Raw genomic sequence first — 25796 nt, forward strand, 5'->3', positions numbered from 1 at the left:
TGGAGACCCGATATGGAAACGCGCGCTAATTATGCCCTCATCGGCGCCTTCGTCCTGCTCGCGGCTGCCGCGATCATAGGTTTCGTCCTGTGGCTCGGAGAATCGGAATTTCGCCGTGATTACAAGGCATATGACATTGTCTTTGCGGGCCCCGTCTCGCTCGAGGATGGCGCAGCCGTCCGGTATATCGGCATCAAGGTCGGCGAAGTGTCCACCGTGCGGATCGACCGGGCAGACCCGTCGAAAGTGCGCGCCCGCATCCGCATCGACCGCGAAACCCCGATCAAGGAAGACTCGACCGCATCGATCCAGCTTGCCGGTATTACCGGCGTGACCTTCGTGCAGATCACTGCGGGCACCGGCAAGCCGCTGGAGGCCCGTCCAGGCGAACCCGTGCCCGTCATCCGCGCTGAACGCACCCAGCTCGACGAGATTTTTTCCGGCGGCGCCCAGGTGCTGGGCAATGCCAACCTTGCGATCGACAAGGTCAATCGTGTCCTGACGGACGAGAACATCGCATCGATTTCCGCAACGATCCGGAATGTCGAATCAATCAGCCAGCAGCTTGCTGCGAATGAAGGCCTGATCGGTCAGGCATCGGCAACACTGACCGATGTCTCCGAAGCCAGCATCCGGTTTGAAGCTGCCTCTGCTTCGCTGGAACAATTCGGCAAAACCGCCGACGTTCAGATCGCCGCGTTTGCCGATGATCTGACCCAGCTGATCGGTGACGTGCGCGACGTGACGAATTCCGCCAACGAGACGGTTGCACAGGGAACGCGCGCCATGACAGCTGCTGCAGAAGCGATTGAAGGCCCGGCCACGGGCGCATTCCAGGATGCCCAGCTCGCCAGCCAGGACCTGCGCCTCCTGATCAACCGGCTTGACCGCATCGCCCGCGAAGTCGAACAAAATCCGCAGAGCTTCGTCACAGGCGACCCTGCTCCATATGAAGGAGGCCGCTAATGGTCCGTGCCCTGGTTTTGATGGTCGTTGCTGCAGGCCTGTCGGCCTGCGTGTCGGTCCTGCCCGAAAAGAAAGCCCCCGAAGGGCTTTACCGGTTCGGTCCGATGGAACCGATGCACTCGCTGGAAGCGTCCATCGTCATCCGGGAACCGGAAGCCTCGCGGCTGGTCGGAGGCCGCGCCATTGCCGCTGAAGACAGCGATGGCGCCCTGCGGCTCGTGAAGGGCGTTGAATGGACAGACAGCGCGACCCGCATGATGCAGGTGGCCCTGCTCGATACGCTCGGCGGTGGGGATGGCGGCGTGGCCATCGCGTCTGACGCCGGCGCGCCGACCGACTATGAACTCGCCTGGCGCATTTCGGACTTCACGCTGTCAGGCACAACCGCCCGGTGCCGTATCGAGGCGACGCTTTTGGAGGGCCGCAGCCGCAAGGTTCTGGCCCAGACGAATGTATCGACGACCGCGGTTGCACTTGATTCGAGGAATGCCGCACGTGCAAAGGCCCTGACCGATGCGGGCAGGGCCTGTGTCAGTGATGTCGCTGCGTTCGTCGCCGAGAAGTCGGTTGCTACCAAGCCGGCTTCCTGACGCCGGGGCTTAGCCTGCCTTCATCTCGTCGAACGGCAGCGTCTTGTCGACGCGCACATCCTGCGGGAGTCCCAGGACGCGCTCGGCGATAATGTTCTTCAGGATCTCGTCCGTGCCGCCGGCAATACGCAAGCCAGGGGCCCACATGAAGCTCTGCTGGAAAATGCCGTCGCCCGGCATCGTCTCGGGATCGTTGATGATGCCGTAATGGTCCTGCATCTCGATGGCCGAGTTGCAGATATCCTGCAGATGGTTGGCGGTGATGATCTTGCCGATCGAGTTTTCCGGTCCCGGTGTCTGACCGCGTGAGAGCGCCGTCTGCGTGCGGAACTTCGTCAGCTTGTAGCCCTGAGCGGCCACATACCAGTCAGCGAGCTTTTCGCGGAATGCCTGGTCGCTCATGGCGCCGGATGTCTTGGCGTATTCCATGATCTCGCCCCAGTCCGGTCCGGGTGAGCCACCGACGGCAAGGCGTTCGTTCATCAGCGTGACGAGCGCCACTTTCCAGCCGGCCCCGACATCGCCGAGACGGTCTGAATCCGGGATGCGTACGTCCGTGAAGTAGACTTCGTTGAATTCGCGGCCACCCGATGCCTGGTGGATCGGGCGCACATCGACGCCTTTCTGTTTCATATTCACGATGAACATGGTCAGGCCCTTGTGCTTGGGCACTTTCGGGTCTGTCCGCACCAGAACGATGCCATAGTCGGAATAGTGCGCGCCGCTGGTCCAGACCTTCTGGCCATTGATGACCCAGTCGTCGCCGTCTTTCACCGCGCGTGTTTTCAGGCCTGCCACGTCGGAACCGGCCGAAGGCTCGGAGAAAAGCTGGCACCAGATTTCCTCGCCCATCAGGGCCTTCTGGACATAGCGTTCCTTGTGGGCGTCAGAGCCAAACGCGATCACGGTTGGCACACACATGCCAAGACCAATGGCGAACGGCCCGGTTGGCGCATCATATTTGGACTCTTCCTGTCCCCAGATCACGGATTGCATCGAGGTGCCGCCGCGCCCGCCCCATTCCTTGGGCCAGGTGATCTGGGCGAACTTGTTCTCCGCCTTCACCTTCTGCCACGCCTTGGCTTTTTCCAGCATGTTCACCCGGTCGCGGCTGGAGGGCATCCGGCCGGCAGATTTCGGCTTGAGGTGCTTGTCCAGGAATGCGCGCGCCTCGGCGCGGAATGCGGCTTCTTCTTTTGTGTCGTTGAAGTCCATGAGTTTGATCCTTCCCTTACGCTGCGTTCTTGGTTTCGAGAGCGCGGACGAGTTTTTCTTTCCACACCTTGGGGCTGCCAGCCTGGACGGCCAGGAGCTTGGCCCGGCGATAGAAGAGGTGGCAGTCGACTTCCCACGTAAAGCCCATGCCGCCATGCGTCTGGATGTTTTCCTTCGAGGCGAACCAGAACGCTTCCGACGCTGCCACGCGGGCGGCGGCTGCCGCTTCCGGCAGTTCCGGCGCATCGGTCGACAGGGCCCATGCACCATAGAAGCAGTTGGACCGCGCGACTTCGTTCTTCACATACATCTCTGCCAGCTTGTGCTTGATCGCCTGGTTGCCGCCAATCGGGCGACCGAAGGCGTAACGCTCCATGGCGTAGTCCTTCGCCATTTCGAGGCAGCGCGAAGCGCCGCCCAGCTGTTCGAACGCGACCAGAACGGCGACCCGGTCAAGCAGCGCATCATTGAGGCGTGCACCGTCGCCGGATTTTCCGAGCAGGGTGGCGGGCACTTTGTCGAAAGTCAGCTCGGCATGGCTGCGTGTCGGGTCGAGCGTCGCGAGCACCTTCTTCTTCACACCCTTGGCCGAGAGGTCGACGAGTACAAGGCTCGCGCCCTTGCCGTCCTTGGCCAAGACCACTGCATGGGTTGCAATGTCGCCGTCCGTGACCGGCACCTTCAAGCCGCTCACCGTCTTGCCGTCGAATACGGTTTGCAGCGATCCGGCATCGGGATTGCCCGGCCCTTCGCTGGCCGCGTAGCAACCGACCACTTCGCCCGAGACGATCTTCGGGAACAGGTCGGCCTGTTGCGACTTGGAACCCGCCAGCTTGAGTGCTTCGGTAAAGAAGTAAGCGGTCGACGCGAATGGAACCGGCGCCAGGACACGGCCCATCTCTTCGGCCAGAACGCACATTTCCAGCATGCCAAGCCCGAGGCCGCCATGCTCTTCCGGAATGGCCGTGCCCAGCCAGCCCATCTCGACGACCTTTTTCCAGACGCCTTCATTGTAGGGCTTGGACTCATCGTTCAGAATGGCGCGAACCTCGGCCATGCCGCACTGGCCCTCGAGAAATTTTCGCGCCTCATTGGCGAGAAATTTCTGGTCCTCGGAAAAATCAAAATTCATGGCATCTCGCTCCCTGGCCTCCCGGTGGAGGCTCGCACTTTTGCTATGGCCGCAGGATAGCGCCCTTTACGTGCGCGGAAAGCCGTGACCCAGCGGAAATCGTAACTTCTGGTCCGGATTCATGGCCAGTAGGTCAAATTTCACCGATCGGCTTCAGGCGAACTAAAGCTGGTTGAGGCATGTTGGGGGATCAGTTTCAGGGTTTGAAATCATGGCCAAGGCACTCTTTCACAAGTCGCAACGGGTTTTCGTAAAGCCCGTCGGCACCTGGGCTCTTGTCGAGCAGGTCATTCCCCAATGGGTGAAGGACGTCGATGAACCGTTGCGCATCACGTATGATTGCGGGCTGGGACGCCGGTTTGAAAGCGCCGAGCTTGTGTCCGAACAGATGATGCAAAAGCTCCAGCGTCCGGACGACGAAGACGACGATTTCGTGCTCGAACGGTGGCGCATCGACCGCAAGGTCATCAAGTGGCGTGCCGACGCCATGCTGGGCATGGATCCCAATCCGGGTACCTATCCGGTCGTCGTCACCGATGATGGTGACTGGGGCGGCTGGCGCGTGACCGGCAGCGAGTATGACCGCGACCCCCAGCGTATCGAACACCAGGCCCGCATGATCGTGCACACGCCCGACCTGTTGCGTGTGGCGCGCAAGCTCGCCGATATCGCCAGCGAACGCCCCAAAGACCTGCCGGTAGAGGTCAGGCAATTGGCAGATCGCTGCGCCCTTTTCCTGCGACACGTCTTCCAGACCGACGAGCACATCGCCGAAACCGCTGCCGAATAGGCGGAATCAGCGCGTTCGCGCGGCTTTTGCCACCAGCCAGGCCAGGCTGGCGCCAAGACAGGCGCCGATCAGGTTCGCTCCTTCATCCAGCAATGATGCCGTACGTCCTGTTCCGGCGAAGGCCTGGACGATTTCCAGCAAAGCGCCAAATCCGACCGTGGCTAGTATGCCCGCAATGATCCGGCGGCGACCGAGCCAGAAGCAGATAAAGGCCGCCAGAACGGCGTAGGCGATGGCATGCTCCACCTTGTCGCTGAGGTGAACTTCCGGCAGGTCCTCTCCCGGCAAGACTGACAGGATTGCAATTGCGGCGGCGACCAACAGGCCGGCCAGTCCGGCGAGGCGCCGCGCGAGCAAAGTGTTCAGGGCCGAGAGAATGTTCATGTCGTGCGCGCCTTGTCCTGCAATTCCTGCGTTTGTGCCCCGGTCTGCCCCTTGGAACCGCCCCCGTCCATCCCGATGTGGGTGAGGCCAGCTCTCGACGCGGTGCCTCCCGACGCGTATCGAGATTTTATCCCGCTCTCGCTATCCGGAGACATCATGCGCACTGAAACCCCTGTTGCCGTCAAGCTCGCTGACTACACGCCATATCCGTTCGACATCGAGCATGTCGATCTGGCGTTCGAACTGGATCCTGACGCGACGAAGGTCACGGCGACGCTCAGGATCTCACGCAAGAAAAAGGGCGGCGATGTGCCGCTCGTCCTGGATGGCGAGGCGCTCAGGCTTGTGTCCATCGCGATGGACGGTCGCACGCTGACACCGTCCGACTACACGGTCACAGACAATGCGCTGATACTTCCCAATGTGCCGGACAGGTTTGAGCTCAAGACGCTTGTCGAAATTGCGCCTGCCAAAAACACGGCCCTGTCCGGTCTCTACATGTCCGGCGGGCGTTTCTGCTCGCAATGTGAATCGGTCGGCTTCCGCCGCATCACCTATTACCCGGACCGCCCGGATGTGATGAGCCGGTACTTCGTCACGATCACGGCTGACAAGGCGGCCTGTCCGATCATGCTGTCGAACGGTACGCCGGGCCCTGTTACGGACGCCGGCAATGGGCGCCACACGGCGACATGGGATGATCCCCACAAGAAGCCGTCCTACCTCTTCGCGCTCTGCGCCGGGGAATATGACATTTACCGTGACACGTTCACGACCATGAGCGGCAAGCAGATCGACCTCGCGATCCATGTCGACAAGGGCGATGCGCCGCGTGCGGCCTGGGCGATGGACAGCCTGAAACGGTCGATGACCTGGGACGAAGAAACCTACGGTCGCGAATACGACCTCGGTGTTTTCAACATTGTTGCCGTGCGCGACTTCAACTTCGGCGCGATGGAGAACAAGGGCCTCAATGTCTTCAACTCTGCCTATGTCCTTGCAGACGAGGACTCGGCGACCGACGCAGACTTTGAAGCCATCGAAAGCATTGTCGCCCACGAGTATTTCCACAACTGGACCGGCAACCGCATTACTTGCCGCGACTGGTTCCAGCTTTGCCTGAAGGAAGGCCTCACTGTTTTCCGCGACCAGAACTTCTCGGCCGACATGCGTTCGCGGTCGGTGCAGCGCATCAAGGATGTTATCCGCCTGCGCGCGCGCCAGTTCGCCGAGGATGCCGGTCCGCTGGCCCATGCGGTCAGGCCCGCCAATTATGGGGCAATCGACAATCTTTACACCGCCACAGTCTACGAAAAGGGCGCCGAACTGATTGGCATGCTCCGCCGCATCATAGGCCCGGAAGCCTATCGCAAGGGCATGGACCTGTATTTTGATCGCCATGACGGCCAGGCCGTGACCATTGAGGATTTCTATGCCTGCTTCGCCGAGGTGACGGGTAAGGATTTCGGTCCTTTCCTGCGCTGGTACGCCCAGGCCGGCACGCCGAAGGTCACGGTTGCGGAAAGCTGGAACGAGGCTGCCGGTGAACTGACCGTCCGCCTGTCACAGAAGACGCCTCCGACGCCCGGCCAGCCGGACAAGCTGCCCGTGCCGATCCCGCTCGAACTCGCCCTGCTCGACGGCAAGGGCGGCACTGATGCCTGGATGGTCGTGCTCGATACGCCGGAAACCACTGTCACGCGCAAGGCGCCGGGCGGCCGTCCGCTCCTCTCGGTCAACCGCGATTTCAGCGCACCGGTCCGTATTGAGCGTGACCTCACCCGCGACCAGCGCCTGGCCCTGGTGACTGCCGAGACCGACCCCTACAATCAGTGGGAAGGCGTCCAGACCCTCGTCACCGAGGAGATTCTCAAACTGTGTGAAGGCAGCCAGGCCAAGCCGGACGGTGACCTCGTATCCGCCATCGCAACGGCCATCCGGAACGCGTCCGACGATCCGGCCTTTGCCGCGCTGCTGACCCGCTTGCCGGAAGTCGGCGAGTTGTTCCTCGAGCGCAAACCGGCTGACCCGGTCGCGCTTCATTCCGCGCGCAGGCGCCTCCAGGCCGCCCTCTCCGGGGCCCTCGCCTCCACCATCACCGACACCCTTGCCGCCCCCTCACCAACCCCTTACCGCCCCTCTGCCGAACAGGCCGGGATCCGTGCGCTACGGGGTGCCTTCATCAACCTCCTGGGGGCTTCGGAAGTTGCCGATGCGCCGCAAGAACTGCTGTCCCTGTATGACAAGGCGCCTAACATGACGGAGCGCCTCGCGGCCATGCGGGCCCTCACCATGAAGGGCAAATGCCCCGAGCGCGACAAGGCTCTCGCCGACTTCGAACAGAACTGGAAGCATAACCCGATCGTCATGGACAAGTGGTTCGCCGTGCAGGCAGGGCAGGGAACTGCAGCAACGGTTGCAGAACTGGCCGCCCATCCGGACTTCGACCTGAAGAACCCGAACCGCGTCCGTGCGGTGGTCGGTGTCTTTTCAACCGCCAACCTTGCCGCTTTCCACGCGCCGGACGGCTCAGGCTACCGCGCGGTCGAGGACATCATCCTCAGGGCTGACGCAGCCAACCCGGCCCTTGCGGCCCGGCTTCTGGCCGCATTCGAGCAATGGCGGGTACTTGAACCCAAGGCCGGAGCCGCAGCCCAGGCGACGCTAAAGCGACTGCAGGATGCGAATCTCTCTCCGAATTCTGCCGACATCGTCGGGCGCGCCCTGGGCTGATCGCAAGCGCGTAGTTAACAATTCTGTTAAGGTTATTAACATTTGTGCAAGGATTCCGGCTGAAAACGGAAGATGGTTACGTGTGCCAAATGCGCAGAGAGTGGAGTCTCCTTGGCGGATGATCGCGTCATTGCTGAAGGGTTGACGGTTGCGGACAAGGCGTCGGCAAGGGTTTCGGCACGCCTGAAATGGACCATTCTGGTCATTATCATCCTGATGGCGGGTGCGCTGGGCCTCAAGGCGTGGGAAGAACGCCAGAGCGCCGATATTGCCATGCTTTCTGCGCTTGAGGGGGACACGCGTGCGATCGCCGGACGTATCGAAGGCCGGGCAGACACAGCAGAAACGGTCATCCGTCTTGTGACAGATACAGGATCGTCACGCTCGGCCATCACAGCGGCGGCGCCTGGCGTAGATACTGTGTTGTCCCTGACGGATGCGCAGCAATCACCCGCCGGCAGCCGCCTCGGCGAAGCGGCGGAAACGGCTTCGGTTCTCGTTGAAAGCGGCCATCGCCTGGGTGTTTCCAGCCAGGGAGACATCGTGCTCGTTTCGACGCCCGAGTCCGGCACGCCTATGCTGGCGATTGCACCCGCAGCCACATGGCTACCTGTCTCGGCCAGCGGACATCGGCTGACGCTGGTATCCGGCAACAATCGCATCGGCACAGGCGACCCGTCATTGGCAGCAATGGACAGCGCCGTCCAGATTGGCCGCCCTGGTTTGCGTGCGGCTGGCGGCCTCAACCGCATTGCAACGGCCTGTGCGCCGCTTGATCGCAGCCCGGTCGCACTCTGTGAATCGGTCCTGCACCCGCTCTTCAATCTGGATGACCTCATCAGGCTCCTGATTTTTGCGTTGCTCCTGGCTGCTCCGGTCCTTGCGATCGTTGGCCTGATGAACCGCCTGTCGCAGGAAGAAACAGCCACCATCATCGAAGAAACCCGCGACGATGAAGCCGACAGGATTATGGGCCTGGTTATGCGAGGAGCACGGGCCGGCTATTGGGAATGGTCACCCGGCGGAACATCCATCTTTCTCAGTGAGGGGGCGTCGGAACTGTTCGGCATGGAAGGCGCGGGTCTGATCGACGCGCGCGAATTGCTGGTCCAGATTCATCCTGAGCATCAGGCGCGCATGCTCGAAACCTTTGAGAAGGCGCGTAGCATCGGATGGATACAAACCAGTTTCCTGACGGTTGCACAGCCTCCCATCTGGGTCGAGATGCGCGGTAGCGTATCCAATGACTCCAACAGCCAGCCGACTCTTTTCGGCGGGATCGTGCTCGACATCACCGAGCGCAAACAGTCCGAGGATCGCGTCAAGGCGGCTGAGCGTCGCCTGCGTGCGGCCATCGAAGGCTTCACTGGCCCGTTCGCCCTGTGGGACCACCGCATGCGCCTGCTCTACTGGAATCGTGCCTTTGCCCTCGATTTCGGGCTGCAGGACACATTGCGTCCGGGCATAGGTCACGACACGATACTGATCGCGCGTGCGGGCGCCATTCGCAGCGAGAAGCCGTCAAGCGAAGACTCGCGCACAATGCTGATCGAGTTGCAGACAGATCGTTGGCTCAAGGTCGTCGAGCGGGCGACGCCGGATGGTGGACTGATCACCGTCGGCATCGACGTCACGGAAAATGTCGAGAACGAGGAAGCACTGAAACGTCAGAAAAAGAGCATGCGAAAGGCCGTTCTCGATCTCGAGCGCTCCGAAGGCAGGGCCGGAGAACTTGCGCGACGCTATTCGGAGGAGAAAGCCAAGGCCGAACACGCGGCTCACACCAAGTCTGCCTTCCTGGCCAATATGAGCCACGAGCTGCGGACGCCACTCAATGCCATCAATGGATTTTCGGAAATCCTCGCGCATGAGCTTTATGGCCCACTCGGCGACGCGAGGTACAAGGGCTACGCACATGATATCCTGACATCGGGCCAGCACTTGCTTGATATGATCAATGACATTCTCGACATGGCGAAGATCGAGGCAGGCAAGATGACCATTAATCCGCAACCGATCGACCCGGTCGATCCGGTGGACGCGGCGGTACGCATGATCCGGCGTAAGGCAGAGGACAAGGGGATAGCCATTGTCCTCGATGCCCAACCCAGCCTGCCAGATCTCGATGCCGACCACAGGGCCATCCGCCAGATGGTGCTGAACCTCCTGTCCAATGCCATCAAGTTCACCGATGCGGGCGGCACCATAACCGTTGCCGTCGAACAACGTGGTCCCGACATCTATATCGGTGTCACCGACACGGGTATTGGTATTCCGACCGAAGACCTGCCGCGCCTTGCCAAGCCCTTTGAGCAGGTTTCCGGCTCGCGCGACCGCAACTATGAGGGCACCGGTCTTGGACTGGCGCTGACCAAGTCATTTGCCGAAATGCATGGCGGCCATCTCAGCCTCTCTTCCATCGAAGGCGAAGGCACGACGGTCGCGATTTCGCTGCCAATTTCCGGTGCCAGTGAATTGGTCGCTGAAGATGAGTCCCGCGAAGTTGCCTGACCTCTTTTAGGGTCTCACATTCCAATCGAGAATGCAGGCACCGGTACGGTCAACCTCGACGCTGCCCCAGGCCCCTGTCTTCAGCTTGCGCTCGAGACCGGCTGGCAATTCATTCACCACGTCCGGCAAGAAGCGCGCGATACCGTTGCTTGTGACGACCAGCACGTTGGCATCGCCATCGATGTCCGCCGCTCGGGCCAGAAACCCGGCCCAGGCTGCGCGCAGCGCGCCTGGATCGACGTGCCATCCTGGCGGCGGGGTCGCGTCTGCATCCCAGGCCTCAATCGCCGCCGTGCCGATGCGGGCAATGACCGCCGCTTCCGTCTGGTTCTCGTCCGGTCCGTAATCGATCTCGGTCAGGAAAGGCAGTATGAGGAGTGGCGGTGCGCCCGCATGTCCGGCGAGGATCGTTCGTGCGGTTTCGCGCGTACGCAGCAAGGGCGAACAGAACGCCGCCGCGAACTTTGTGTCGCGAAAGTGCGTCGCCAATGCGGTCGCCTGCTGCACGCCGGAAGTCGACAAGGCCATATCGGTGCGTGCGCCAACGCGGGTCGGTGTGTCGCCCGCATCAAACGTATTGCCGTGCCGGACGATGATCAAACGGGCCAATGCGTCAGTCTCCAGCCGGGTCGCCGTGTTGCGCGACCAGTCGCTCTGCCAACGCGACATCCTCCGGCGTATCAATGCCCGGGATGGCGATTTGGTCAGGCACCACTTCGACGCACTGAATCGACATGCCGTTTTCGATCAGGCGCAATTGTTCCAGTCCTTCGAGCTGTTCATAGTAGCCCTCAGGCAAGCTGACATACCGGCGCAGGGCATCCAGCCTGAACGCATAAAGACCGATATGGCGGCATACGGGAGAAACGTCGCTCGCAGTACGCAATGCAGCTTCCTTGCGCATGGCGGGCAGGACGATTTTCGAGAACCAGAGCGCCCGGCCGTTCACGTCATGCGTGAGCGTGGTGCCTGAAAAGGGCGTATCCAGTTTATGCGCCCGCAAGGCGTCGAGCGCCCCCCAGGTCAGGCGCACAAAGGGCGTCGCTGCATCTGCGCCCGAAGTCATCGCGGCCTGCGCGACGGCAATAATCTGGGTGGGCGGCGTGAAGGGCGAGTCGCCCTGGAGGTTGACCACGACCTGGGGCTGGACTCCGAGCGCATCCGCAGCTGCGAGGGCGCGGTCGCTGCCAGACGGCAGGGCAGGATCGGTCATCACGACCGGAATTTCGAGCGCTCGGCAATGCTGCTCTATGCGCGTGTCATCCGTGGCGACAACATGTGCTGCGTCGTCCAGTTCGGCGGCGGCCTTGCCCGCCATGCTCGCCACGCGGCTGACCATGCTTTTTCCGGCTATCAGCGTCAGCGGCTTGCCGGGAAACCGGGTCGAGCCATACCGGGCGGGGACAACGATCAGCGTTTTCATTTGTCGGCTACCTTGAGCGTAGGCTTACAGTCGGCGTGCCGATGTGCTGTCGGCTTCGCGCATGTCCTGCATCAGGTCGACCAGCGGAGCGACCCATTCAAGTGTCTCTTCGCCTACCCCTTCGCGGCGCAGGAATTCGGTGAAGGCCGGAACGAGTTTTTCATTCCCGCACTGGTCAACGGCCATTTCGAGTTCAGGCACCACGATGGTCTGGAACGTATCAGCGAATTTCTGGATTTGCTTGGTCTTCGCCGCCAGTTGTATCGCGACGAATGGGTCGACTTCGCCATCCGGGCCTTGCAGGCGACGAAGGTCGTTGATCATGCCGCGATTATTGGAAGCGAATTTCTTGAGAACCCTGTCGGTCTTGTAGTCGACCCATTCAGCCGTGCAGGGCTGCGGTTCTACCGAGGCGCAAGCCGCGAGCGCAGCCAGGCTCAGCGATACGATGGCGATCTTGACGTTCATAATGCGCGTCCATCCAGACTTGATTGAGAGCCTTGCACCCTAGAGGCCGACAGCGTTCCAGCAAAGCATCTATTGCTGCCAGACAGCAACTGGCCCCGGCGGAGGTCAAACGCCGAGGCCACCAAGGCGAGCCATAGGGGGTGGCTGCGCGCTCAGTGTTTGCTGATTTCGATCTTCCGGCTTGCTTCGAGGCGGCTGGTGAAAGCCTGTTTCTCCTCGTCGCACAGGGCGTCGCTGGCTGCGATGGTTGCCAGCGTTTCCGGGGCCCTCAGCCGGGAGGCGTCGCCCTGTACACAGGCGACATGGAGGGCTTTGCCATTACGGGTTTCGCTGCTCAGTATCCGCGTTTCACCCGGTGCCAGGTCTATATCCCGGCAGGACACGGCGAGCGTCTCGATCGAAGATGACACGTCGCCAAAACGACTCTCAATATCTTTGCCATAAGCGGCGTCTACGCGGGTCTCGATTTCCTTTGCCCATGATTTCACTCGGGCCTCGATCTCGCGATTCGCCGCGTCGCTGGTGGCGTCATGGTTAACTTCCCAAGCTGCCATGCGTTGATCGACAAGCGCCTCCCAGTCGGACGTGCGCGCTTCAAACTCCCGGGCCCAGGCTTCCCACTCTGCGGCTGTCTTCTCGGCGTTCTCTTCATTTTCTTTGAAGATGAAGACATGTTTCGTGGCATTGTCCCCCCCTTTCAGTTCCATAACTGAGGGGACGGGCGGAATGGCCGGTGTTGCCGGCATAGGGGGCATTGCCGGCATCGCCGGAAGCGGTGGCACAGGTGGTGGTACATGCAGCTTGCGCGTCTCCAGCTTGATACGCTGGCTGAGCCGGCGAATTTCATCGTCAACTTCCGGGTCAGGATGCTGGAACGGCTCGCCAAGCAAGACGAACTGCCGATCCTCAACCTTCTCGCCATCAATGAACAGCGTGGAATTGTTGATCGTGATGCTCGTCGTGAGGTCTTGTTCCGGCTCCCCGGCACTGGCTGTGACAGATGCAGTGGCGACGAGTGCGGCTGATCCAAACACGGCAGCCAGTCCAAGACCGGTAAGGCGGCGTCGTTTGGACGGTGCCGGATAGGTCATCAGGCGCATACGCTCTTTCAGGGAATGCGTCAGGGGCAGGCTTGCGGCCAGCGGCAGGCGTTCCGGCACGGATATCCTCACAGCCTTCAACAGCGTTGATCCGTAAGCGTGGGGGCTGGCGGCGCCGCAGCGCAGCACGTCGCTGTCGCATGCGGCTTCCTGGTCGGTGCGGAAAGCCCGGCGTGCCACATAAGCGAGCGGATTGAACCACAGGCAGGCGACAAACAGTTCGGCCAGTTGCAGGGCCCAGAGGTCGCCGCGTTTGACGTGGGTCAGCTCGTGGGCGAGTGCTGCGCGCTGCTGGGCATTGTCATAATCATCTTCGAACCAGGCAGGTAACAGCACGATCGGGCGAAACAGGCCGGTCACCAGAGGGCCATTCGAGATCATGCTGGTGGCGATCTGCGGCGTGCGCTTCAATCCCACCTGCCGTGCGACCTGGTCGGCAAGCGATTGCAGGCGCTCGGAAGCGGGCATGCGCTCCCGGTGAACGACAGCCATGAAGCTGTGTTGCGCAGCCATATTGCGCGCAAGCACGATGAGCCCACCGATCAGCCAGATTCCAAGCAGGGTCGTGACAAGCGCGGTCCCCATGCCGGTGCCCGAAAACATTTCGATAACAGGTGAGTCCATCGGTGTGCCGTTCCTGACGAAGACGGTGCTGGCAGCATCTGACTCCGGCGCAAGGGCGGCGATCGGCGCTTCGAAAAACAGCGGCATTTCACTTCGCAGCGCAGTCGGATCAGTGGCGGCGTCGGCAAGTGCAACACTGGGCGCGAGTCCCAGCAGGCTCACCCAGGACATGCTGTTTGGCAGCGGTGGCAAAAGCAGGCGTGCGAGCGGAACGAGCCAAAGAGCATAGGCAATGCCTGGGCCGAACTCACGGGCGATCGGCTTCCGGGCCAAAAGGACGAGGATGATCAGGACGGAGACCGCAAGCACTGTCTCGAGGACAGATTTCGGATCGGGCGTGAGGAATTCGGTGATCATTTCTTCAGGTCCCCCAGGAGTTTTTCGAGCTCTTCAATGTCTTGAGGCGTCAGTCCGCGACTATCAGCCAGATATGCCACGAGCGGCGCTGCGCGGCCCGAGAAAACACGATCCACAAACTGACCCGCAGCTGTCGCCTTGTAGGCTTCCTCGTCGATGGCAGGGAAATAGAGATAGCGTCGTCCGTCTTCTTGCGTGACGGCTGCGCCTTTTTCGACGAGCCGGGAGAGGAGTGTCTTGACAGTGCGGCTGGTCCAGTCCTTGTCATTGGACAGCGCCTCATGGACATCACTTGCGGCGATACCGGGCTTCTCCCACAGTATGCTGAGCACTTCGAGTTCTGCGGCGGATACTTTCATCCCAACTCTCTCCCAAGAATGGATTACACACGTAATCGTATTATAAGACTACAAATGTGGTCAACCTATTTGTGATGACAAGACGGTAACCTCCGGCTTTGATGACGCACCGATGCGCATGTCCCTTCTATTCGTCGGGGGGCTCCTGTAGGGTCGCCGCGGGTGGTACGGGCGGGAAACTTGAGGAGAGGGCAATGAGAAGAGCGATGTTTGGCGCGCTTGCGCTTGCGCTGGCGCTGTTACCGATGGGTTGCGAGACGACCAGCGTTCCCGGTGTGCCCGGCGACTTCGGCGCGATATTGGGCGACGTCATGGGGTCGTCCACGGCTCAGGGGGCACTGACGCAGGCCGAGATCGATGCCGGACTGCGCGAAGCCCTGACAGTCGGCACGAATCTCGTGGCTGCCCAGCTTGGCAAAACGGACGGCTATTTCGGTGATCCGCGCATCCGTATTCCCCTCCCGAAGACCTATCGAGACATCCAGACCAATCTTGCCCGCGTCGGCGCGAGCGGCCCGCTCGACGACCTTGAGCTGCGCATGAACCGTGCGGCTGAAGCTGCCGTGCCGGAAGCCAGGACGCTCATCCTCGGCGCCGTTCGGTCGATCACTATCAATGATGCACTGCAAATCCTCAACGGTGGCGATACGGCGGCGACAGACTTCCTGCGCGCCAGGACTGAAACCCAATTGCGGGCATCGTTCACGCCTTATGTACGTCAGTCGCTGGACCAGTCAGGTGCCTTTACGGCGCTTGAGCAATCCGCCAGCCAGTATGGTCTCGGCGGAGTCACCAGCAACCTGCAGGGCGACCTCACAAATCACGCCGTCGGCCTCGGTCTGGATGGCATTTTCCTCTACGTCGCAGACGAAGAAAAGAAGATCCGTGAAAATCCTGTCGCGCGGACCAGCGAAATCCTGCGCCGTGTATTCGGGAACCGTGCTTAATGCGCAGAATAAAGCGTGAATTGAAATCGGGCGGCGAAATCGCCGGCATCGAATTTGGCGATCCGATCAAGCCTTATGCCGCTGTCTGGCTGCATGCGACCGGATTCAATGCCATGACCTACCAGTCATTGCTCGCGCCTTTGGGCCTGCGGGCGCGCGTCGCTGCACTCGACATGCGTGGCCACGGTCGCTCGACTCTCGCGGCGAAGCCCCGCAGGCTCGCGTCGTGGAACAGGTTTCGCGATGATGTCATCGAGTGGCTGGAGAAGGAAGCGCCGCAAGGCGTCGTCCTAGGCGGCCATTCCATGGGTGGATGCGTGGCCCTTCTGGTCGCGGGCAAGCGGCCTGACCTGGTCAAGGGCCTTGTCTTGGCCGATCCGGTCATCCTGCCGCGCAAAGTGTATTTCTGGAACCACGTCTTTCCGCCGGTTTCCATGCTGATCGCGCGCAATGCCATGGCCAAGCAGGCCCGCAAGCGCAAACCCGTGTTCAAGTCGTTCAGGGACGCGCTGGACTCCTACACTGGCCGCGGCGCCTTCAGCAGCTGGCGCGAGCCTTTCCTCGCCGACTACCTTCTCGATGGTATCGACCGAGTGGACCAAAAGCCCGCCGACAGTCAGGAACAGACATGGCGGCTGCTGTGCGAGCCCAAATTCGAAGCCGCAACTTTTGCAGCACAACGCAACCGCCCTTGGCGTGCGATGCGAAAGGTGAAGAAAAAGCGCATCCCGATTGCCATCCTGCGCCCGAATTCGCACTCCGTCATCAGCGGCAAGGTGCGCGCCCAGCTGATCCAGATGCATCCCAACCTGATGATGAAGCAGATTCGCGGCACGTCCCATTTTCTGCCCATGGAAGCGCCCTATGAAGTGCGCGACCAGTTCTCGGCCTTCATCGCGCGCCTGGTCGAAGGCTTCACCGTCGAGGAAGACGGTCCGGTCGTGCGCTCATTGTATGCGCGGCGGCGACGGGCCAGCTAGGCATCTCACATTAGAAAATCTGCAAGGTCGTTTGCGTGCTCACAGCGCGAGACCCGTTGCGTACGAACGCACTTCAGGTCTAATCGCGAAATATCCTGGAGCGCTTGCGCATGGTTGAGTTCCTGACGTCTTCGCCGGTGCAGATTGCCATCGTGCTATTCCTTGTTGCCGTCGTCTTCTTCGGTTTTGTCCGCGAGTCGCTCCCTGCAGACGTGATTGCGCTTCTCGCCATGGGCACGCTGATGCTGACCGGCATCATGAGCGTGAAGGAGACCCTTGGCGTCTTCTCGAATGCCGCGCCGCTGACTATCGCGGCCATGTTCGTCATGTCCGCAGCGCTCGACCGAACCGGCGTCATTGACCAGGCCGGGCGGTGGGTCACCCATGTAACCACAGGCTGGCCCGCCATTCTGGCGATCCTCGTCATGATGCTGGCCGTCATCTTCCTGTCAGCCTTCATCAACAATACACCGGTCGTCGTTGTGTTGATCCCGGTCGCTATCCGGCTTGCCAAGGCGTTGAACGTATCACCCTCCAAGCTCCTTATCCCGCTTTCCTTCGCTTCGATCTTCGGCGGCACAACTACCCTGATCGGCACCTCCACCAACCTGCTGGTCGATGGCGTCGCCCAAAGCGGTGGCCTGGCGCCGTTCGGCATGTTCGAGATCACGGCTGCGGGTTCCATTCTGGCATTGGCAGGCATGGCTTATTTTGTTGTCATTGGTTGGTGGGTCCTGCCCAACCGGGACACGCTTGCCGGCATGTTGCCGGACCAGAAAGAGCGCCGCTTCATCGCGCAGATCCTGATCCCCATTGATTCGGTTCTCATCGGACGCCCCCTGTCGGAGACGGGTTTTTCTGCCCAGCGCGGGTTCTCGATCATAGACGTGCTCCGCGAAGGCGTGTCGCTGAAGGCTTCGCTCGGCAAACTGGTCCTGCGCGGCGGTGACCGGATCGTTCTGCGTTCGCCAGTCTCCGAGATGCTCAGCCTGAAGGAACTCGGCCACGTCGCAATCGGCGCCGCCGCGGACGAACGGGCAGCTTTCGAACCTGTCCAGACAAGCGAAGTCATTATCGCCGAGGGCGTAATCGGTCCGCAATCGCGCCTCATCGGACGGCGCCTGGTCGGGCTCGGCCTTGCCCGCCTGTATGGTGTGTATGTCATGGCCGTGCACCGGCGCGGCGAGAACATGGCAGACCAGCTGGGCGAAATGCGCCTTGATGTCGGCGACACGGTTCTGGTCGAAGGCCCGGTCGCAGGTATGCGCCAGATGTTCGAAGACGGGGCGCTGAACAATCTCACCGCCATCAGCGACCGGTCCGTGCGGCGCGGCAAGGCCTGGGTTGCGGTCATTGCCGTGTTGCTCGTGATGGGGCTCGCTGCCATCGAGGTCCTGCCAATTGCAGCTCTCGCCATTATCGGCGCCACGGCGGTGGTCGCGCTCGGCTGTCTCGATCATCAGGAAGCGTACCAGGCCATTCGCTGGGACATTCTCATGCTGATCTTTGGCATGCTGGCGCTGGGGCAGGCGATGGAAAAAACAGGCGCGATCCAGCTCCTGATCGACGGTGTCGCCGGGCCGATGGGCCATCTCGGCCCGCTCGCGCTGCTCGCTATGCTCTACCTCGTGACGTCCACGCTGACCGAATTCATCAGCAACAACGCGGCGGCGGTCCTGCTGACACCCATCGCCATCGGTTTCGGTACGCATCTTGGTATCGACCCGCGCCCCTTCGTGGTTGCCGTCATGTTTGCCGCCAGCGCCAGCTTCGCCACGCCCATCGGCTACCAGACGAACACGCTGGTCTACACGGCGGGCGGCTACAAATTTCTCGATTTCACAAAAGTCGGCCTTCCGCTGAACATTCTCCTGTTCATCGTGTCCATGTTCGTGATCCCGATATTCTGGCCACTCAGCTGACGCCTACCAGAGCGGTCGGTCCGGCTCGGCCGTTCGGGCCAGCTTTTCCATCAGCCGCGCCAGCTGTTCCCGCTCGGTCGTGCTCAGTGTCTCGACAAGGGCGCGCTCGGCGCCCAGTGCGATCGGCACGATCTTGTCATAGACGCCCTTGCCCTTGGCAGTGAGCGAGAGGATCGAGCGGCGTCCATCATCGGGGGATGACTTGCGTGACACATGCCCGCTGTCGATCAGGCCCGAGACGGCCCGGCTGACGGCCACCTTGTCCATGGCCGTGACCTGTCCGATCTCCGTTGCGGTGATCCCGGCATTCTCACCCAGCACGGCCATCACCCGCCACTGCCAGATCGAAAGGCCGAATTCCCGGTCATACATGTCTGCGATTTTGCGCGACACCGTGTTGGACAGGACCGACAGGCGATAGGGCAGGAATTCGCGCAAGCGCAGCGTGGTATTCGAGGGACGTTCGGGCATTGATCGGATCCGGTTTCAGGCTTGCCTTCTGGGCAAATATTAGTTACATATGAAACTATATTAGTCCATTGCAAAGGGAATGAACCATGGCCGACCTGTTTGACAACCCCGCAGGGCTCGACGGATTCGAGTTCATCGAGTTCTCTGCGCCCGAGAAAGGCGTGCTAGAGCCCGTCTTCGAGACGATGGGCTTCACCAAGGTTGCCCGCCATCGCTCAAAGCAGGTTGAGCTCTGGCGCCAGGGCGGCATCAACCTGATCACCAATTACGAACCCAAATCCCCGGCCTGGTATTTCAGCCGCGAGCATGGCCCCTCGGCCTGTGGCATGGGTTTCCGCGTGAAGGATGCCCGCAAGGCCTATGACCACCTGATGAAGCAGGGCGCCGAGCCGGTCGAAATGAAGACGGGCCCGATGGAACTGCACATCCCCGGAATTCGCGGCATCGGCAATTCGATCATCTACCTGATCGACCGCTACGATACCGGCCATGACGAACTGTCGATCTATGACATCGATTTCGACTACCTGCCGGGCGTCGACCGCAACCCGAAAGGCGCAGGCTTCAAGCTGGTCGATCACCTGACGCACAATGTCTATGGCGGCCGCATGAAATACTGGGCGGATTTCTACGAGAAGCTCTTCAATTTCCGCGAAATCCGGTACTTCGACATCAAGGGCGAATATACCGGCCTGACGTCCAAGGCGCTGACCGCGCCGGATGGCAAGATCCGCATTCCGCTGAATGAGGAAGGCAAGAGCGGAGGCGGCCAGATCGAGGAATTCCTGCGCGAGTTCAACGGCGAAGGCATCCAGCACATCGCCCTGATCTGCGATGACCTTGTGGCCTGCTGGGACAAGTTGAAAGCCAAGGGCGTACCCTTCATGACCGCGCCGCCGGAGACCTATTACGCCATGCTGGATGAGCGCCTGCCCGGGCATGGCGAACCTGTGGACGCGCTGAAGATGCGCGGCATCCTGCTCGACGGTACGACCGAGGGCGGCGATCCGCGCCTGTTGCTGCAGATCTTTGCCGAGCCGAGAATCGGCCCGGTCTTCTTCGAATTCATCCAGCGCAAGGGCGACTACAAGGACGGCTTCGGCGAAGGCAATTTCAAGGCCCTGTTTGAAAGCATCGAGCGCGATCAGGTAGAGCGCGGTGTGCTGAAGACTGAGGAGAAGGTGTGATGGACGCGCCCAACCTCCAGGGCGTCCACCACGTCGCCTATCGCTGCAAGGATGCCAAGCAGACCGTCGAGTTCTATCACGACGTTCTGGGAATGGATTTCCAGCTTGCCATCGCCGAGGATCATGTGCCCTCGACCGGGGCCTATGACCCCTACATGCACATCTTCCTCGATGCCGGGAACGGCAATGTGCTCGCCTTCTTCGAGCTGCCCGAACAGCCCGACATGGACCGCGATCACAACACGCCGCAATGGGTCCAGCATATCGCCTTCAAGGTCGCGACGATGGACGACCTGCTAAACGCCAAGGCGCGCGCCGAGGCGCACGGGCTCGATGTGATCGGCCCGACCAATCACGGCATCTTCCGCTCAATCTATTTCTTCGATCCCAATGGCCATCGCCTCGAACTCGCCTGCAATACCGGCACGCCGGAACAGATGGCTGAACTGAAGCGGGTCGCGCCGGAGATGCTCGAAGAATGGAGCCGCACGAAAAAGGCCCCGCGCCACGCGGCTTGGCTGCACGAGAAAATCGCGACCGAAAATCATTGATCGCCTGAGCTGCTCATCCTGAGCGAAGTCGAAGGACGGGCGGCGGGCGGTGTGCCATAAACGATATTCTGGAACCCCGCGTCCCCCGCCCTTCGACTTCGCTCAGGATGAGGCCGCTTTGAGAGAACTGGACATTAGATGAAACTCGCTACCCTCAGGAACGGCGCCCGCGATGGCCGGCTCGTCGTCGTCTCGAAAGACCTCACCAAATGCACCGACGCCGCCCGCATCGTTCCCACACTGCAGGCTGCGCTCGACAATTGGGCCGTCTATGCACCGCAGCTCGCGCAGCTCGCAGAGCAGCTCGAACTCGGTTCCGTCCCGACCTTCCGCTTCCATGAGCATGATTGCGAAAGCCCGCTGCCGCGCGCCTACCAGTGGGCCGACGGATCGGCCTATATCAACCATGTCGAACTGGTCCGCGCCGCGCGCGGCGCCGAGGTTCCAGAAAGCTTCTATGACGATCCGCTGATGTACCAGGGCGGTTCGGATGCCTTCCTCGGGCCCCGTGATGACATCCCGCTTGGCGATGTCGCCTGGGGCTGCGATATGGAAGGCGAGATCGCGGTCATCACCGATGATGTGCCCGCCGGTGTCTCCGAGAAGGACGCCGCTTCCCACATCAAGCTCGTTCTCCTCTGCAATGACGTTTCCCTGCGCGGCCTGATCCCGGGAGAACTCGCCAAGGGCTTTGGATTCTTCCAGTCGAAACCGCCAAGCGCTTTCAGCCCCGTCGCTGTCACGCCGGACGAACTCGGCAATGCCTGGAAAGACAGCCTCGTCCACTTGCCGCTGCGTGTCGATTACAATGGCGAGCCATTCGGCCGGGCCGAAGCTGCAGAGGATGCCACGTTCAGCCTCGCGCGGCTCGTGGCCCACGCCGCGAAAACCCGTCCGCTCAGCGCCGGAACGGTCATCGGATCGGGCACCGTGTCCAACAAGGGCAAGGATGGCGGGCCCGGAAAACCGGTCAGCGAGGGCGGTCGTGGCTATTCCTGCATTGCTGAAATCCGCATGATTCAACAACTGTTGAAAAAAGAGCCCCTGACCCCCTTCATGTCGCCGGGTGATGTGGTACGGATTGAAATGCTGGATGGCGACGGCCATTCGATTTTCGGCGCAATTGAGCAAAAGGTGACTTCGGCCTGATGGCAAACAAGGTTTACAAGAACGCGGCGGAGGCCCTCGAGGGGGTGACGTTTGACGGCATGATGGTGATGGCCGGGGGCTTTGGCCTTTGCGGCATCCCGGAGAACCTGATCGCAGCGCTGCGCGATACGGGCGTGAAGGGCATTACGGCCGTTTCCAACAATGCGGGCGTTGACGGCTTCGGTCTCGGCCTGCTGCTGGAAACGCGGCAGATTAAGAAAATGATCTCCTCCTATGTCGGCGAGAACAAGGAGTTCGAGCGCCAGTATCTTTCCGGCGAGCTGGAACTGGAATTCAATCCGCAGGGCACGCTGGCCGAACGCTGCCGGGCAGGGGGCGCGGGCATTCCCGGCTTCTACACCAAGACCGGTGTCGGAACGGTGATCGCAGACGGCAAGGAACACCGCGAATTCAACGGCGAAACCTATATCCTTGAGACCGGCCTCGTTGCCGATCTCTCCATCGTCAAGGCCCAGAAGGGCGATGCGCAGGGCAACCTGGTCTTCAACAAGACGGCGCGCAACTTCAACCCGATGATGGCCACGGCCGGCAAGGTGACGGTCGCCGAAGTCGAAGAACTGGTGCCGACCGGCTCGCTCGACCCGGACGAAATCCATCTGCCCGGCATTTTCGTGCAGCGCATCTTCCAGGGCACATTCGAAAAACGGATCGAACAGCGCACCGTGCGCAAGCGGGAGGCTGTGTAATGCCCTGGACACGTGATGACATGGCGGCGCGCGCCGCACAGGAACTGGAAGACGGTTTTTATGTGAACCTCGGCATCGGCATTCCGACGCTGGTGGCGAACTATATTCCCGAGGGTGTCGACGTGACGCTGCAATCGGAAAACGGCATGCTTGGCATGGGTCCGTTCCCGTATGAAGGCGAGGAAGATCCGGACCTCATCAATGCCGGCAAGCAGACGATCACGACCCTGCCGCGTTCGAGCTTTTTCGACAGCGCGACCAGTTTCGCGATGATCCGCGGCGGCCATATCAACCTTGCCATCCTCGGCGCGATGGAAGTGGCCGAGAATGGCGACATCGCGAACTGGATGATCCCCGGCAAGCTGGTCAAGGGCATGGGCGGCGCGATGGACCTCGTCGCCGGTGTCAAGCGCATCGTCGTCGTGATGGACCATGCCAACAAGAAGGGCGAGACCAAGGTGCTGAAGGAATGCACCCTGCCGCTCACAGGAAAGGGCGTGGTCGATCGTATCATCACGGATCTCTGCGTCATGGACGTTGTGCCCGGTGGCCTGAAAGTCATCGAGCTTGCACCCGGCGTCACGATGGACGAAGTGAAAGCCAAAACCGAAGCAACCCTGGTCGATTAAATGAACCCCGCATTCGAATCCCTCACCGCGCTGCCACCGGACGCGCTGCTTGGTCTCATGACTGCCTATCGCGCCGACCCGCGCACCGATAAGTTCGATCTCGGTGTCGGCGTCTACAAGGATGATGACGGCCACACGCCGATCATGTCTGCCGTGGCCAAGGCCGAGGCGATTATCCTGGGGCAGCAGACCACCAAGGTCTATGAGGGGCCTCGCGGAAACCCGGATTTCTGTGCCGCCATTGAGCGGTTCGTCTTCGGCGACAGTTCGCACCTGATCGAGAAAGGCCGTCTCATCTCGATGACGACGCCCGGCGGCTGCGGCGCGCTCTATCTTGGCGTCGGCCTCATGAAACGCCTCGGCGTGAAGACGGTCTGGCTCAGCCGCCCGACATGGCCGAACCACACGAATCTTGTGAAGAATACCGGCCTCGCCGTAGCGGAATACGACTATGCGGACGCCGAAACAGGCGGTGTCGATTTCGAAAGCCTGATGGCGAGCCTGTCAAAGACCAAGCGTGGCGACGGCATCATCATCCAGGGGCCGTGCCACAATCCGACCGGGATCGACCTCAGCGTCCAGCAATGGATCGACCTGGCCATGCTCACTGTCGAACGCGGGGTTATCCCCATGCTCGACATTGCCTATCACGGGTTTGCCGGCGGGCTTGAAAGCGACATGGAAGGCGCGCGGCTTTTCCTGAAGATCGCCGAAGACTCGATGGTCTCCTATTCCTGCTCAAAGAATTTCGGGCTCTACCGTGAACGTACCGGCTGCTTCCTCGGACAGGCCTATACAAAGCGCGCTGCGGACGCCGTCATGACCCATGTGGCCGACATTTCGCGCACCAGCTATTCCATGCCGCCTGCGCACGGCGCGGCCATCGTCGCCACGATTCTGGGTGACCCGGCCCTGCGCGCCGAATGGGAAGCGGAACTGACAGAGATGCGTGAGCGCATGATCAGCCTGCGCAAGGCATTGTCGGATGCGCTCGTCGCGAAAACCGGTTCGAACCGGTTGGCCGCGCTGGCCGAGCAGAACGGCATGTTCAGCCAGATCCCGGTATCGCCGGAGGCGGCGAAGGAGATGCGCGAGAAGCACGGCCTCTACCTGCCGGCATCAGGCCGAATCAATATTGCCGGCCTGCGGCAGGCAGACATTCCCCGTATCGCGGAAATCATGGCGGAATACCTTTAGAGCGACAGTCCGCGCGGTGCGAGCCGCTCGAGGTCTTCCAGCATTTTCGGTGGCGATGGGATCGCCTTGCGGGCGTCCAGGTCCAGCGTGATTGCGACAACCTGGCTGGTCGCCCAGGGCAGGCCAGTTACCGGGTCCATCACCCAGTGAACCAGCGAATGCGTCTTCTCGGCCGTTCCGCCCAGCGATGTATGAATTTCGAACAGGTCGCCTGCCTTGGGCCAGCGATGGTAGCGCAGCCTGTTTTCGAGGACGGCGGCCCCCATGCGGCGCCCGCCGGCGGCCTCAGCCACTTGCTTGCGCCAGTCGAAGAGAAGGTTGGGCACGCTGTCAGAAATTCGGCCGATGATCCATGCCGGCGCCATGCGCCCGTGCATGTCGAGATGGTGCTGCGGTACCGCGCCCTTGCCGATCAGCGGGATGCCCAGGTCGCGCGCCGTCTCGATCCGGATGTCGCTGGTCGCCAACGCAGGCGCGTTCGGGTCGAACGAGCGCGGGGCGGCTTCGGCGGGCGGCGTATCGATATGCGCTTCCAGTGCGGCGCGGGCACGCGTGCTCCAGGCGAAAGTCTCCCGGGCCTTGGTATCAATATGCGCCACGCGCGTGAGGTAGGATGCCGAAAGGGTTCCATCCTTGTGGCGCAGCTCCTGGTAGATCACGGCGTCGTTCTCACCGACGCTCACCACACAGCCATTCATGCTGATTGGCCGTCCGGGCAGCACTTCGCGGATGAAGCGCACATGCTGGTCCACCGGCACAATGGTCGAGGGCGCATTGTCCTGGAACGCATGAGGCATCGCCAGTTCATGGCTGAAAGAGGCGAGCCCTTCCATCTGCTTTTCGATATAGAGGCGCACATTCATGTGCCCCATCTCGTCGCAATCCCATTGATTGCAACTGCCCCTCCAAAGTGTAATCACGCAGCACAATCCCGGCATGTGCCGCGCACTTCGATGACTGCGCGGGTCATCTTGAAGCCTGCCGCAGCGGTTTCAGCTTTCAACGCATCGCTAGTCGCGACGGCGTGCAATTCTTCCGCGCCGCCGCATTGGTCGCAGATCAGGAACACGGCAGAATGAGTGTGGCTTGTATGGCCGCAGGCGACATAGGCGTTGAGGCTTTCGATCTTGTGGGCAAGGCCTGCTTCCTGGAGAAAATCGAGCGCCCGGTAGACCGTAGGCGGCTTGGCCGAGCCTTCTCCATCGAGGTTCGCCAGCAGATCGTAGGCCTTGGCCGGTTCGGCGCTTTCCAGCAGCAGGCGCAACACTTTGCGGCGGATACGCGTCATCCGGGCGCCCTGACGCACCACCAGCGCTTCGGCATCGTTCAGGAACGTGTCCACGTCCTGCGGGCTGCAGGGCGTATTGGCGTGGATGTGATCATGAGTCTGTGCATTGGCCATGA

Annotated in this window: 25 protein-coding genes; 14 read left to right on the forward strand and 11 right to left on the reverse strand. The window is 61.3% G+C overall.

What is annotated here, in order from left to right; translation table 11 throughout:
* Positions 1–12: 12 nt before the first annotated feature.
* A complete protein-coding gene (locus tag AC0L7I_RS07095; protein WP_473398850.1) occupies positions 13–966 on the forward strand; it encodes an MlaD family protein in 954 nt (317 codons plus the stop codon).
* Positions 966–1556, forward strand: coding sequence for an ABC-type transport auxiliary lipoprotein family protein (locus AC0L7I_RS07100; RefSeq protein ID WP_473398851.1), 591 nt, complete (start codon positions 966–968; stop codon positions 1554–1556). Before AC0L7I_RS07095 ends, AC0L7I_RS07100 begins: the two co-directional genes overlap by 1 nt.
* Before the next feature lie 9 nt (positions 1557–1565).
* Here the strand turns inward: AC0L7I_RS07100 and AC0L7I_RS07105 are convergent, their stop codons facing one another.
* Together AC0L7I_RS07105 and AC0L7I_RS07110 are read right to left on the reverse strand one after the other, a co-directional pair.
* The gene (locus AC0L7I_RS07105; protein WP_473398852.1) at positions 1566–2771 is read right to left on the reverse strand and encodes an acyl-CoA dehydrogenase family protein; all 1206 of its coding nucleotides are present in this window, start codon (positions 2769–2771) and stop codon (positions 1566–1568) included.
* 16 nt (positions 2772–2787) lie between these two features.
* Positions 2788–3903, reverse strand: coding sequence for an acyl-CoA dehydrogenase family protein (locus tag AC0L7I_RS07110; RefSeq protein WP_473398853.1), 1116 nt, complete (start codon positions 3901–3903; stop codon positions 2788–2790).
* Positions 3904–4114: 211 nt separating this feature from the next.
* Here AC0L7I_RS07110 and AC0L7I_RS07115 point away from each other — a divergent pair, with 211 nt between their 5' ends.
* Positions 4115–4693 carry a hypothetical protein gene (locus AC0L7I_RS07115; protein WP_473398854.1) on the forward strand — a complete coding sequence of 193 codons (579 nt, stop codon included), beginning with the start codon at positions 4115–4117 and terminating at the stop codon, positions 4691–4693.
* Between the two features lie 6 nt (positions 4694–4699).
* Here AC0L7I_RS07115 and AC0L7I_RS07120 read toward each other — a convergent pair whose 3' ends face one another.
* A complete protein-coding gene (locus AC0L7I_RS07120; RefSeq protein WP_473398855.1) occupies positions 4700–5077 on the reverse strand; it encodes a VanZ family protein in 378 nt (125 codons plus the stop codon).
* Between the two features lie 156 nt (positions 5078–5233).
* On the opposite strand from AC0L7I_RS07120, the gene pepN reads away from it, so the two are divergent.
* Positions 5234–7810, forward strand: coding sequence for an aminopeptidase N (gene pepN, locus AC0L7I_RS07125; RefSeq protein ID WP_473398856.1), 2577 nt, complete (start codon positions 5234–5236; stop codon positions 7808–7810).
* Between the two features lie 111 nt (positions 7811–7921).
* Positions 7922–10321, forward strand: a complete 2400-nt coding sequence (locus AC0L7I_RS07130; protein ID WP_473398857.1) for a PAS domain-containing sensor histidine kinase — start codon at positions 7922–7924, stop codon at positions 10319–10321.
* 6 nt (positions 10322–10327) lie between these two features.
* Here AC0L7I_RS07130 and AC0L7I_RS07135 read toward each other — a convergent pair whose 3' ends face one another.
* From AC0L7I_RS07135 to AC0L7I_RS07155, 5 genes are all read right to left on the reverse strand, one after another.
* Positions 10328–10990, reverse strand: a complete 663-nt coding sequence (locus AC0L7I_RS07135; RefSeq protein WP_473398858.1) for a histidine phosphatase family protein — start codon at positions 10988–10990, stop codon at positions 10328–10330.
* Positions 10935–11744, reverse strand: a complete 810-nt coding sequence (locus tag AC0L7I_RS07140) for a 3-deoxy-manno-octulosonate cytidylyltransferase family protein (protein WP_473398859.1) — start codon at positions 11742–11744, stop codon at positions 10935–10937. The genes AC0L7I_RS07135 and AC0L7I_RS07140 overlap by 56 nt, the downstream gene beginning before the upstream one ends.
* Positions 11745–11768: 24 nt before the next feature.
* Positions 11769–12212: a hypothetical protein gene (locus AC0L7I_RS07145; RefSeq protein ID WP_473398860.1), complete on the reverse strand. Its 444-nt coding sequence runs from the start codon at positions 12210–12212 to the stop codon at positions 11769–11771.
* A gap of 152 nt (positions 12213–12364) precedes the next feature.
* Entirely contained in the window at positions 12365–14293 is a 1929-nt protein-coding gene (locus tag AC0L7I_RS07150; protein ID WP_473398861.1) for a M56 family metallopeptidase, read from the reverse strand.
* Complete coding sequence (locus AC0L7I_RS07155; protein ID WP_473398862.1) at positions 14290–14652, reverse strand: BlaI/MecI/CopY family transcriptional regulator; 363 nt, start codon at positions 14650–14652, stop codon at positions 14290–14292. The genes AC0L7I_RS07150 and AC0L7I_RS07155 overlap by 4 nt, the downstream gene beginning before the upstream one ends.
* 194 nt (positions 14653–14846) lie before the next feature.
* Here AC0L7I_RS07155 and AC0L7I_RS07160 point away from each other — a divergent pair, with 194 nt between their 5' ends.
* From AC0L7I_RS07160 to AC0L7I_RS07170, 3 genes are all read left to right on the forward strand, one after another.
* Positions 14847–15599, forward strand: a complete 753-nt coding sequence (locus tag AC0L7I_RS07160) for a DUF4197 domain-containing protein (RefSeq protein WP_473398863.1) — start codon at positions 14847–14849, stop codon at positions 15597–15599.
* Entirely contained in the window at positions 15599–16579 is a 981-nt protein-coding gene (locus tag AC0L7I_RS07165) for an alpha/beta fold hydrolase (RefSeq protein ID WP_473398864.1), read from the forward strand. Before AC0L7I_RS07160 ends, AC0L7I_RS07165 begins: the two co-directional genes overlap by 1 nt.
* A 110-nt stretch (positions 16580–16689) precedes the next feature.
* Positions 16690–18501: an SLC13 family permease gene (locus AC0L7I_RS07170; protein WP_473398865.1), complete on the forward strand. Its 1812-nt coding sequence runs from the start codon at positions 16690–16692 to the stop codon at positions 18499–18501.
* 3 nt (positions 18502–18504) lie between these two features.
* Here AC0L7I_RS07170 and AC0L7I_RS07175 read toward each other — a convergent pair whose 3' ends face one another.
* A complete protein-coding gene (locus AC0L7I_RS07175) occupies positions 18505–18972 on the reverse strand; it encodes a MarR family winged helix-turn-helix transcriptional regulator (RefSeq protein WP_473398866.1) in 468 nt (155 codons plus the stop codon).
* Positions 18973–19058: 86 nt separating this feature from the next.
* On the opposite strand from AC0L7I_RS07175, the gene hppD reads away from it, so the two are divergent.
* The 6 genes from hppD (at position 19059) to AC0L7I_RS07205 (ending at position 24392) form a co-directional block, all read left to right on the forward strand.
* Positions 19059–20159 (forward strand): 4-hydroxyphenylpyruvate dioxygenase, encoded by a 1101-nt coding sequence (gene hppD, locus AC0L7I_RS07180; protein WP_473398867.1) that lies wholly within the window; start codon positions 19059–19061, stop codon positions 20157–20159.
* Positions 20159–20710 carry a VOC family protein gene (locus AC0L7I_RS07185; protein WP_473398868.1) on the forward strand — a complete coding sequence of 184 codons (552 nt, stop codon included), beginning with the start codon at positions 20159–20161 and terminating at the stop codon, positions 20708–20710. The genes hppD and AC0L7I_RS07185 overlap by 1 nt, the downstream gene beginning before the upstream one ends.
* Positions 20711–20848: 138 nt before the next feature.
* On the forward strand, positions 20849–21859 hold the full coding sequence (locus AC0L7I_RS07190) for a fumarylacetoacetate hydrolase family protein (RefSeq protein WP_473398869.1): 1011 nt from the start codon (positions 20849–20851) through the stop codon (positions 21857–21859).
* On the forward strand, positions 21859–22566 hold the full coding sequence (locus AC0L7I_RS07195; protein WP_473398870.1) for a CoA transferase subunit A: 708 nt from the start codon (positions 21859–21861) through the stop codon (positions 22564–22566). Before AC0L7I_RS07190 ends, AC0L7I_RS07195 begins: the two co-directional genes overlap by 1 nt.
* Positions 22566–23195, forward strand: a complete 630-nt coding sequence (locus tag AC0L7I_RS07200) for a CoA transferase subunit B (protein WP_473398871.1) — start codon at positions 22566–22568, stop codon at positions 23193–23195. The genes AC0L7I_RS07195 and AC0L7I_RS07200 overlap by 1 nt, the downstream gene beginning before the upstream one ends.
* Entirely contained in the window at positions 23196–24392 is a 1197-nt protein-coding gene (locus tag AC0L7I_RS07205; protein ID WP_473398872.1) for an amino acid aminotransferase, read from the forward strand.
* Here the strand turns inward: AC0L7I_RS07205 and AC0L7I_RS07210 are convergent.
* A complete protein-coding gene (locus AC0L7I_RS07210; RefSeq protein ID WP_473398873.1) occupies positions 24389–25330 on the reverse strand; it encodes a thioesterase family protein in 942 nt (313 codons plus the stop codon). The two genes, AC0L7I_RS07205 and AC0L7I_RS07210, sit on opposite strands and share 4 nt — an antisense overlap.
* On the reverse strand, positions 25309–25794 hold the full coding sequence (locus tag AC0L7I_RS07215; RefSeq protein ID WP_473398874.1) for a Fur family transcriptional regulator: 486 nt from the start codon (positions 25792–25794) through the stop codon (positions 25309–25311). The genes AC0L7I_RS07210 and AC0L7I_RS07215 overlap by 22 nt, the downstream gene beginning before the upstream one ends.
* Positions 25795–25796 lie beyond the last annotated feature (2 nt).

It is taken from the genome of Hyphomonas sp. J20-32, from assembly GCF_055808555.1.

Bases quoted from the DNA above. Each gene is read 5' to 3' on its own strand.
- AC0L7I_RS07215 (WP_473398874.1), bottom strand. From the start codon at position 25,794: ATGGCCAATGCACAGACTCATGATCACATCCACGCCAATACGCCCTGC.
- AC0L7I_RS07120 (WP_473398855.1), bottom strand. From the start codon at position 5,077: ATGAACATTCTCTCGGCCCTGAACACTTTGCTCGCGCGGCGCCTCGCC.
- AC0L7I_RS07150 (WP_473398861.1), bottom strand. From the start codon at position 14,293: ATGATCACCGAATTCCTCACGCCCGATCCGAAATCTGTCCTCGAGACA.
- AC0L7I_RS07105 (WP_473398852.1), bottom strand. From the start codon at position 2,771: ATGGACTTCAACGACACAAAAGAAGAAGCCGCATTCCGCGCCGAGGCG.
- AC0L7I_RS07160 (WP_473398863.1), top strand. From the start codon at position 14,847: ATGAGAAGAGCGATGTTTGGCGCGCTTGCGCTTGCGCTGGCGCTGTTA.
- AC0L7I_RS07210 (WP_473398873.1), bottom strand. From the start codon at position 25,330: ATGCCGGGATTGTGCTGCGTGATTACACTTTGGAGGGGCAGTTGCAAT.
- AC0L7I_RS07095 (WP_473398850.1), top strand. From the start codon at position 13: ATGGAAACGCGCGCTAATTATGCCCTCATCGGCGCCTTCGTCCTGCTC.
- AC0L7I_RS07205 (WP_473398872.1), top strand. From the start codon at position 23,196: ATGAACCCCGCATTCGAATCCCTCACCGCGCTGCCACCGGACGCGCTG.
- hppD (WP_473398867.1), top strand. From the start codon at position 19,059: ATGGCCGACCTGTTTGACAACCCCGCAGGGCTCGACGGATTCGAGTTC.
- AC0L7I_RS07175 (WP_473398866.1), bottom strand. From the start codon at position 18,972: ATGCCCGAACGTCCCTCGAATACCACGCTGCGCTTGCGCGAATTCCTG.
- AC0L7I_RS07115 (WP_473398854.1), top strand. From the start codon at position 4,115: ATGGCCAAGGCACTCTTTCACAAGTCGCAACGGGTTTTCGTAAAGCCC.
- AC0L7I_RS07170 (WP_473398865.1), top strand. From the start codon at position 16,690: ATGGTTGAGTTCCTGACGTCTTCGCCGGTGCAGATTGCCATCGTGCTA.
- pepN (WP_473398856.1), top strand. From the start codon at position 5,234: ATGCGCACTGAAACCCCTGTTGCCGTCAAGCTCGCTGACTACACGCCA.
- AC0L7I_RS07195 (WP_473398870.1), top strand. From the start codon at position 21,859: ATGGCAAACAAGGTTTACAAGAACGCGGCGGAGGCCCTCGAGGGGGTG.
- AC0L7I_RS07100 (WP_473398851.1), top strand. From the start codon at position 966: ATGGTCCGTGCCCTGGTTTTGATGGTCGTTGCTGCAGGCCTGTCGGCC.
- AC0L7I_RS07155 (WP_473398862.1), bottom strand. From the start codon at position 14,652: ATGAAAGTATCCGCCGCAGAACTCGAAGTGCTCAGCATACTGTGGGAG.
- AC0L7I_RS07110 (WP_473398853.1), bottom strand. From the start codon at position 3,903: ATGAATTTTGATTTTTCCGAGGACCAGAAATTTCTCGCCAATGAGGCG.
- AC0L7I_RS07200 (WP_473398871.1), top strand. From the start codon at position 22,566: ATGCCCTGGACACGTGATGACATGGCGGCGCGCGCCGCACAGGAACTG.
- AC0L7I_RS07135 (WP_473398858.1), bottom strand. From the start codon at position 10,990: ATGTCGCGTTGGCAGAGCGACTGGTCGCGCAACACGGCGACCCGGCTG.
- AC0L7I_RS07165 (WP_473398864.1), top strand. From the start codon at position 15,599: ATGCGCAGAATAAAGCGTGAATTGAAATCGGGCGGCGAAATCGCCGGC.
- AC0L7I_RS07185 (WP_473398868.1), top strand. From the start codon at position 20,159: ATGGACGCGCCCAACCTCCAGGGCGTCCACCACGTCGCCTATCGCTGC.
- AC0L7I_RS07145 (WP_473398860.1), bottom strand. From the start codon at position 12,212: ATGAACGTCAAGATCGCCATCGTATCGCTGAGCCTGGCTGCGCTCGCG.
- AC0L7I_RS07140 (WP_473398859.1), bottom strand. From the start codon at position 11,744: ATGAAAACGCTGATCGTTGTCCCCGCCCGGTATGGCTCGACCCGGTTT.
- AC0L7I_RS07190 (WP_473398869.1), top strand. From the start codon at position 20,849: ATGAAACTCGCTACCCTCAGGAACGGCGCCCGCGATGGCCGGCTCGTC.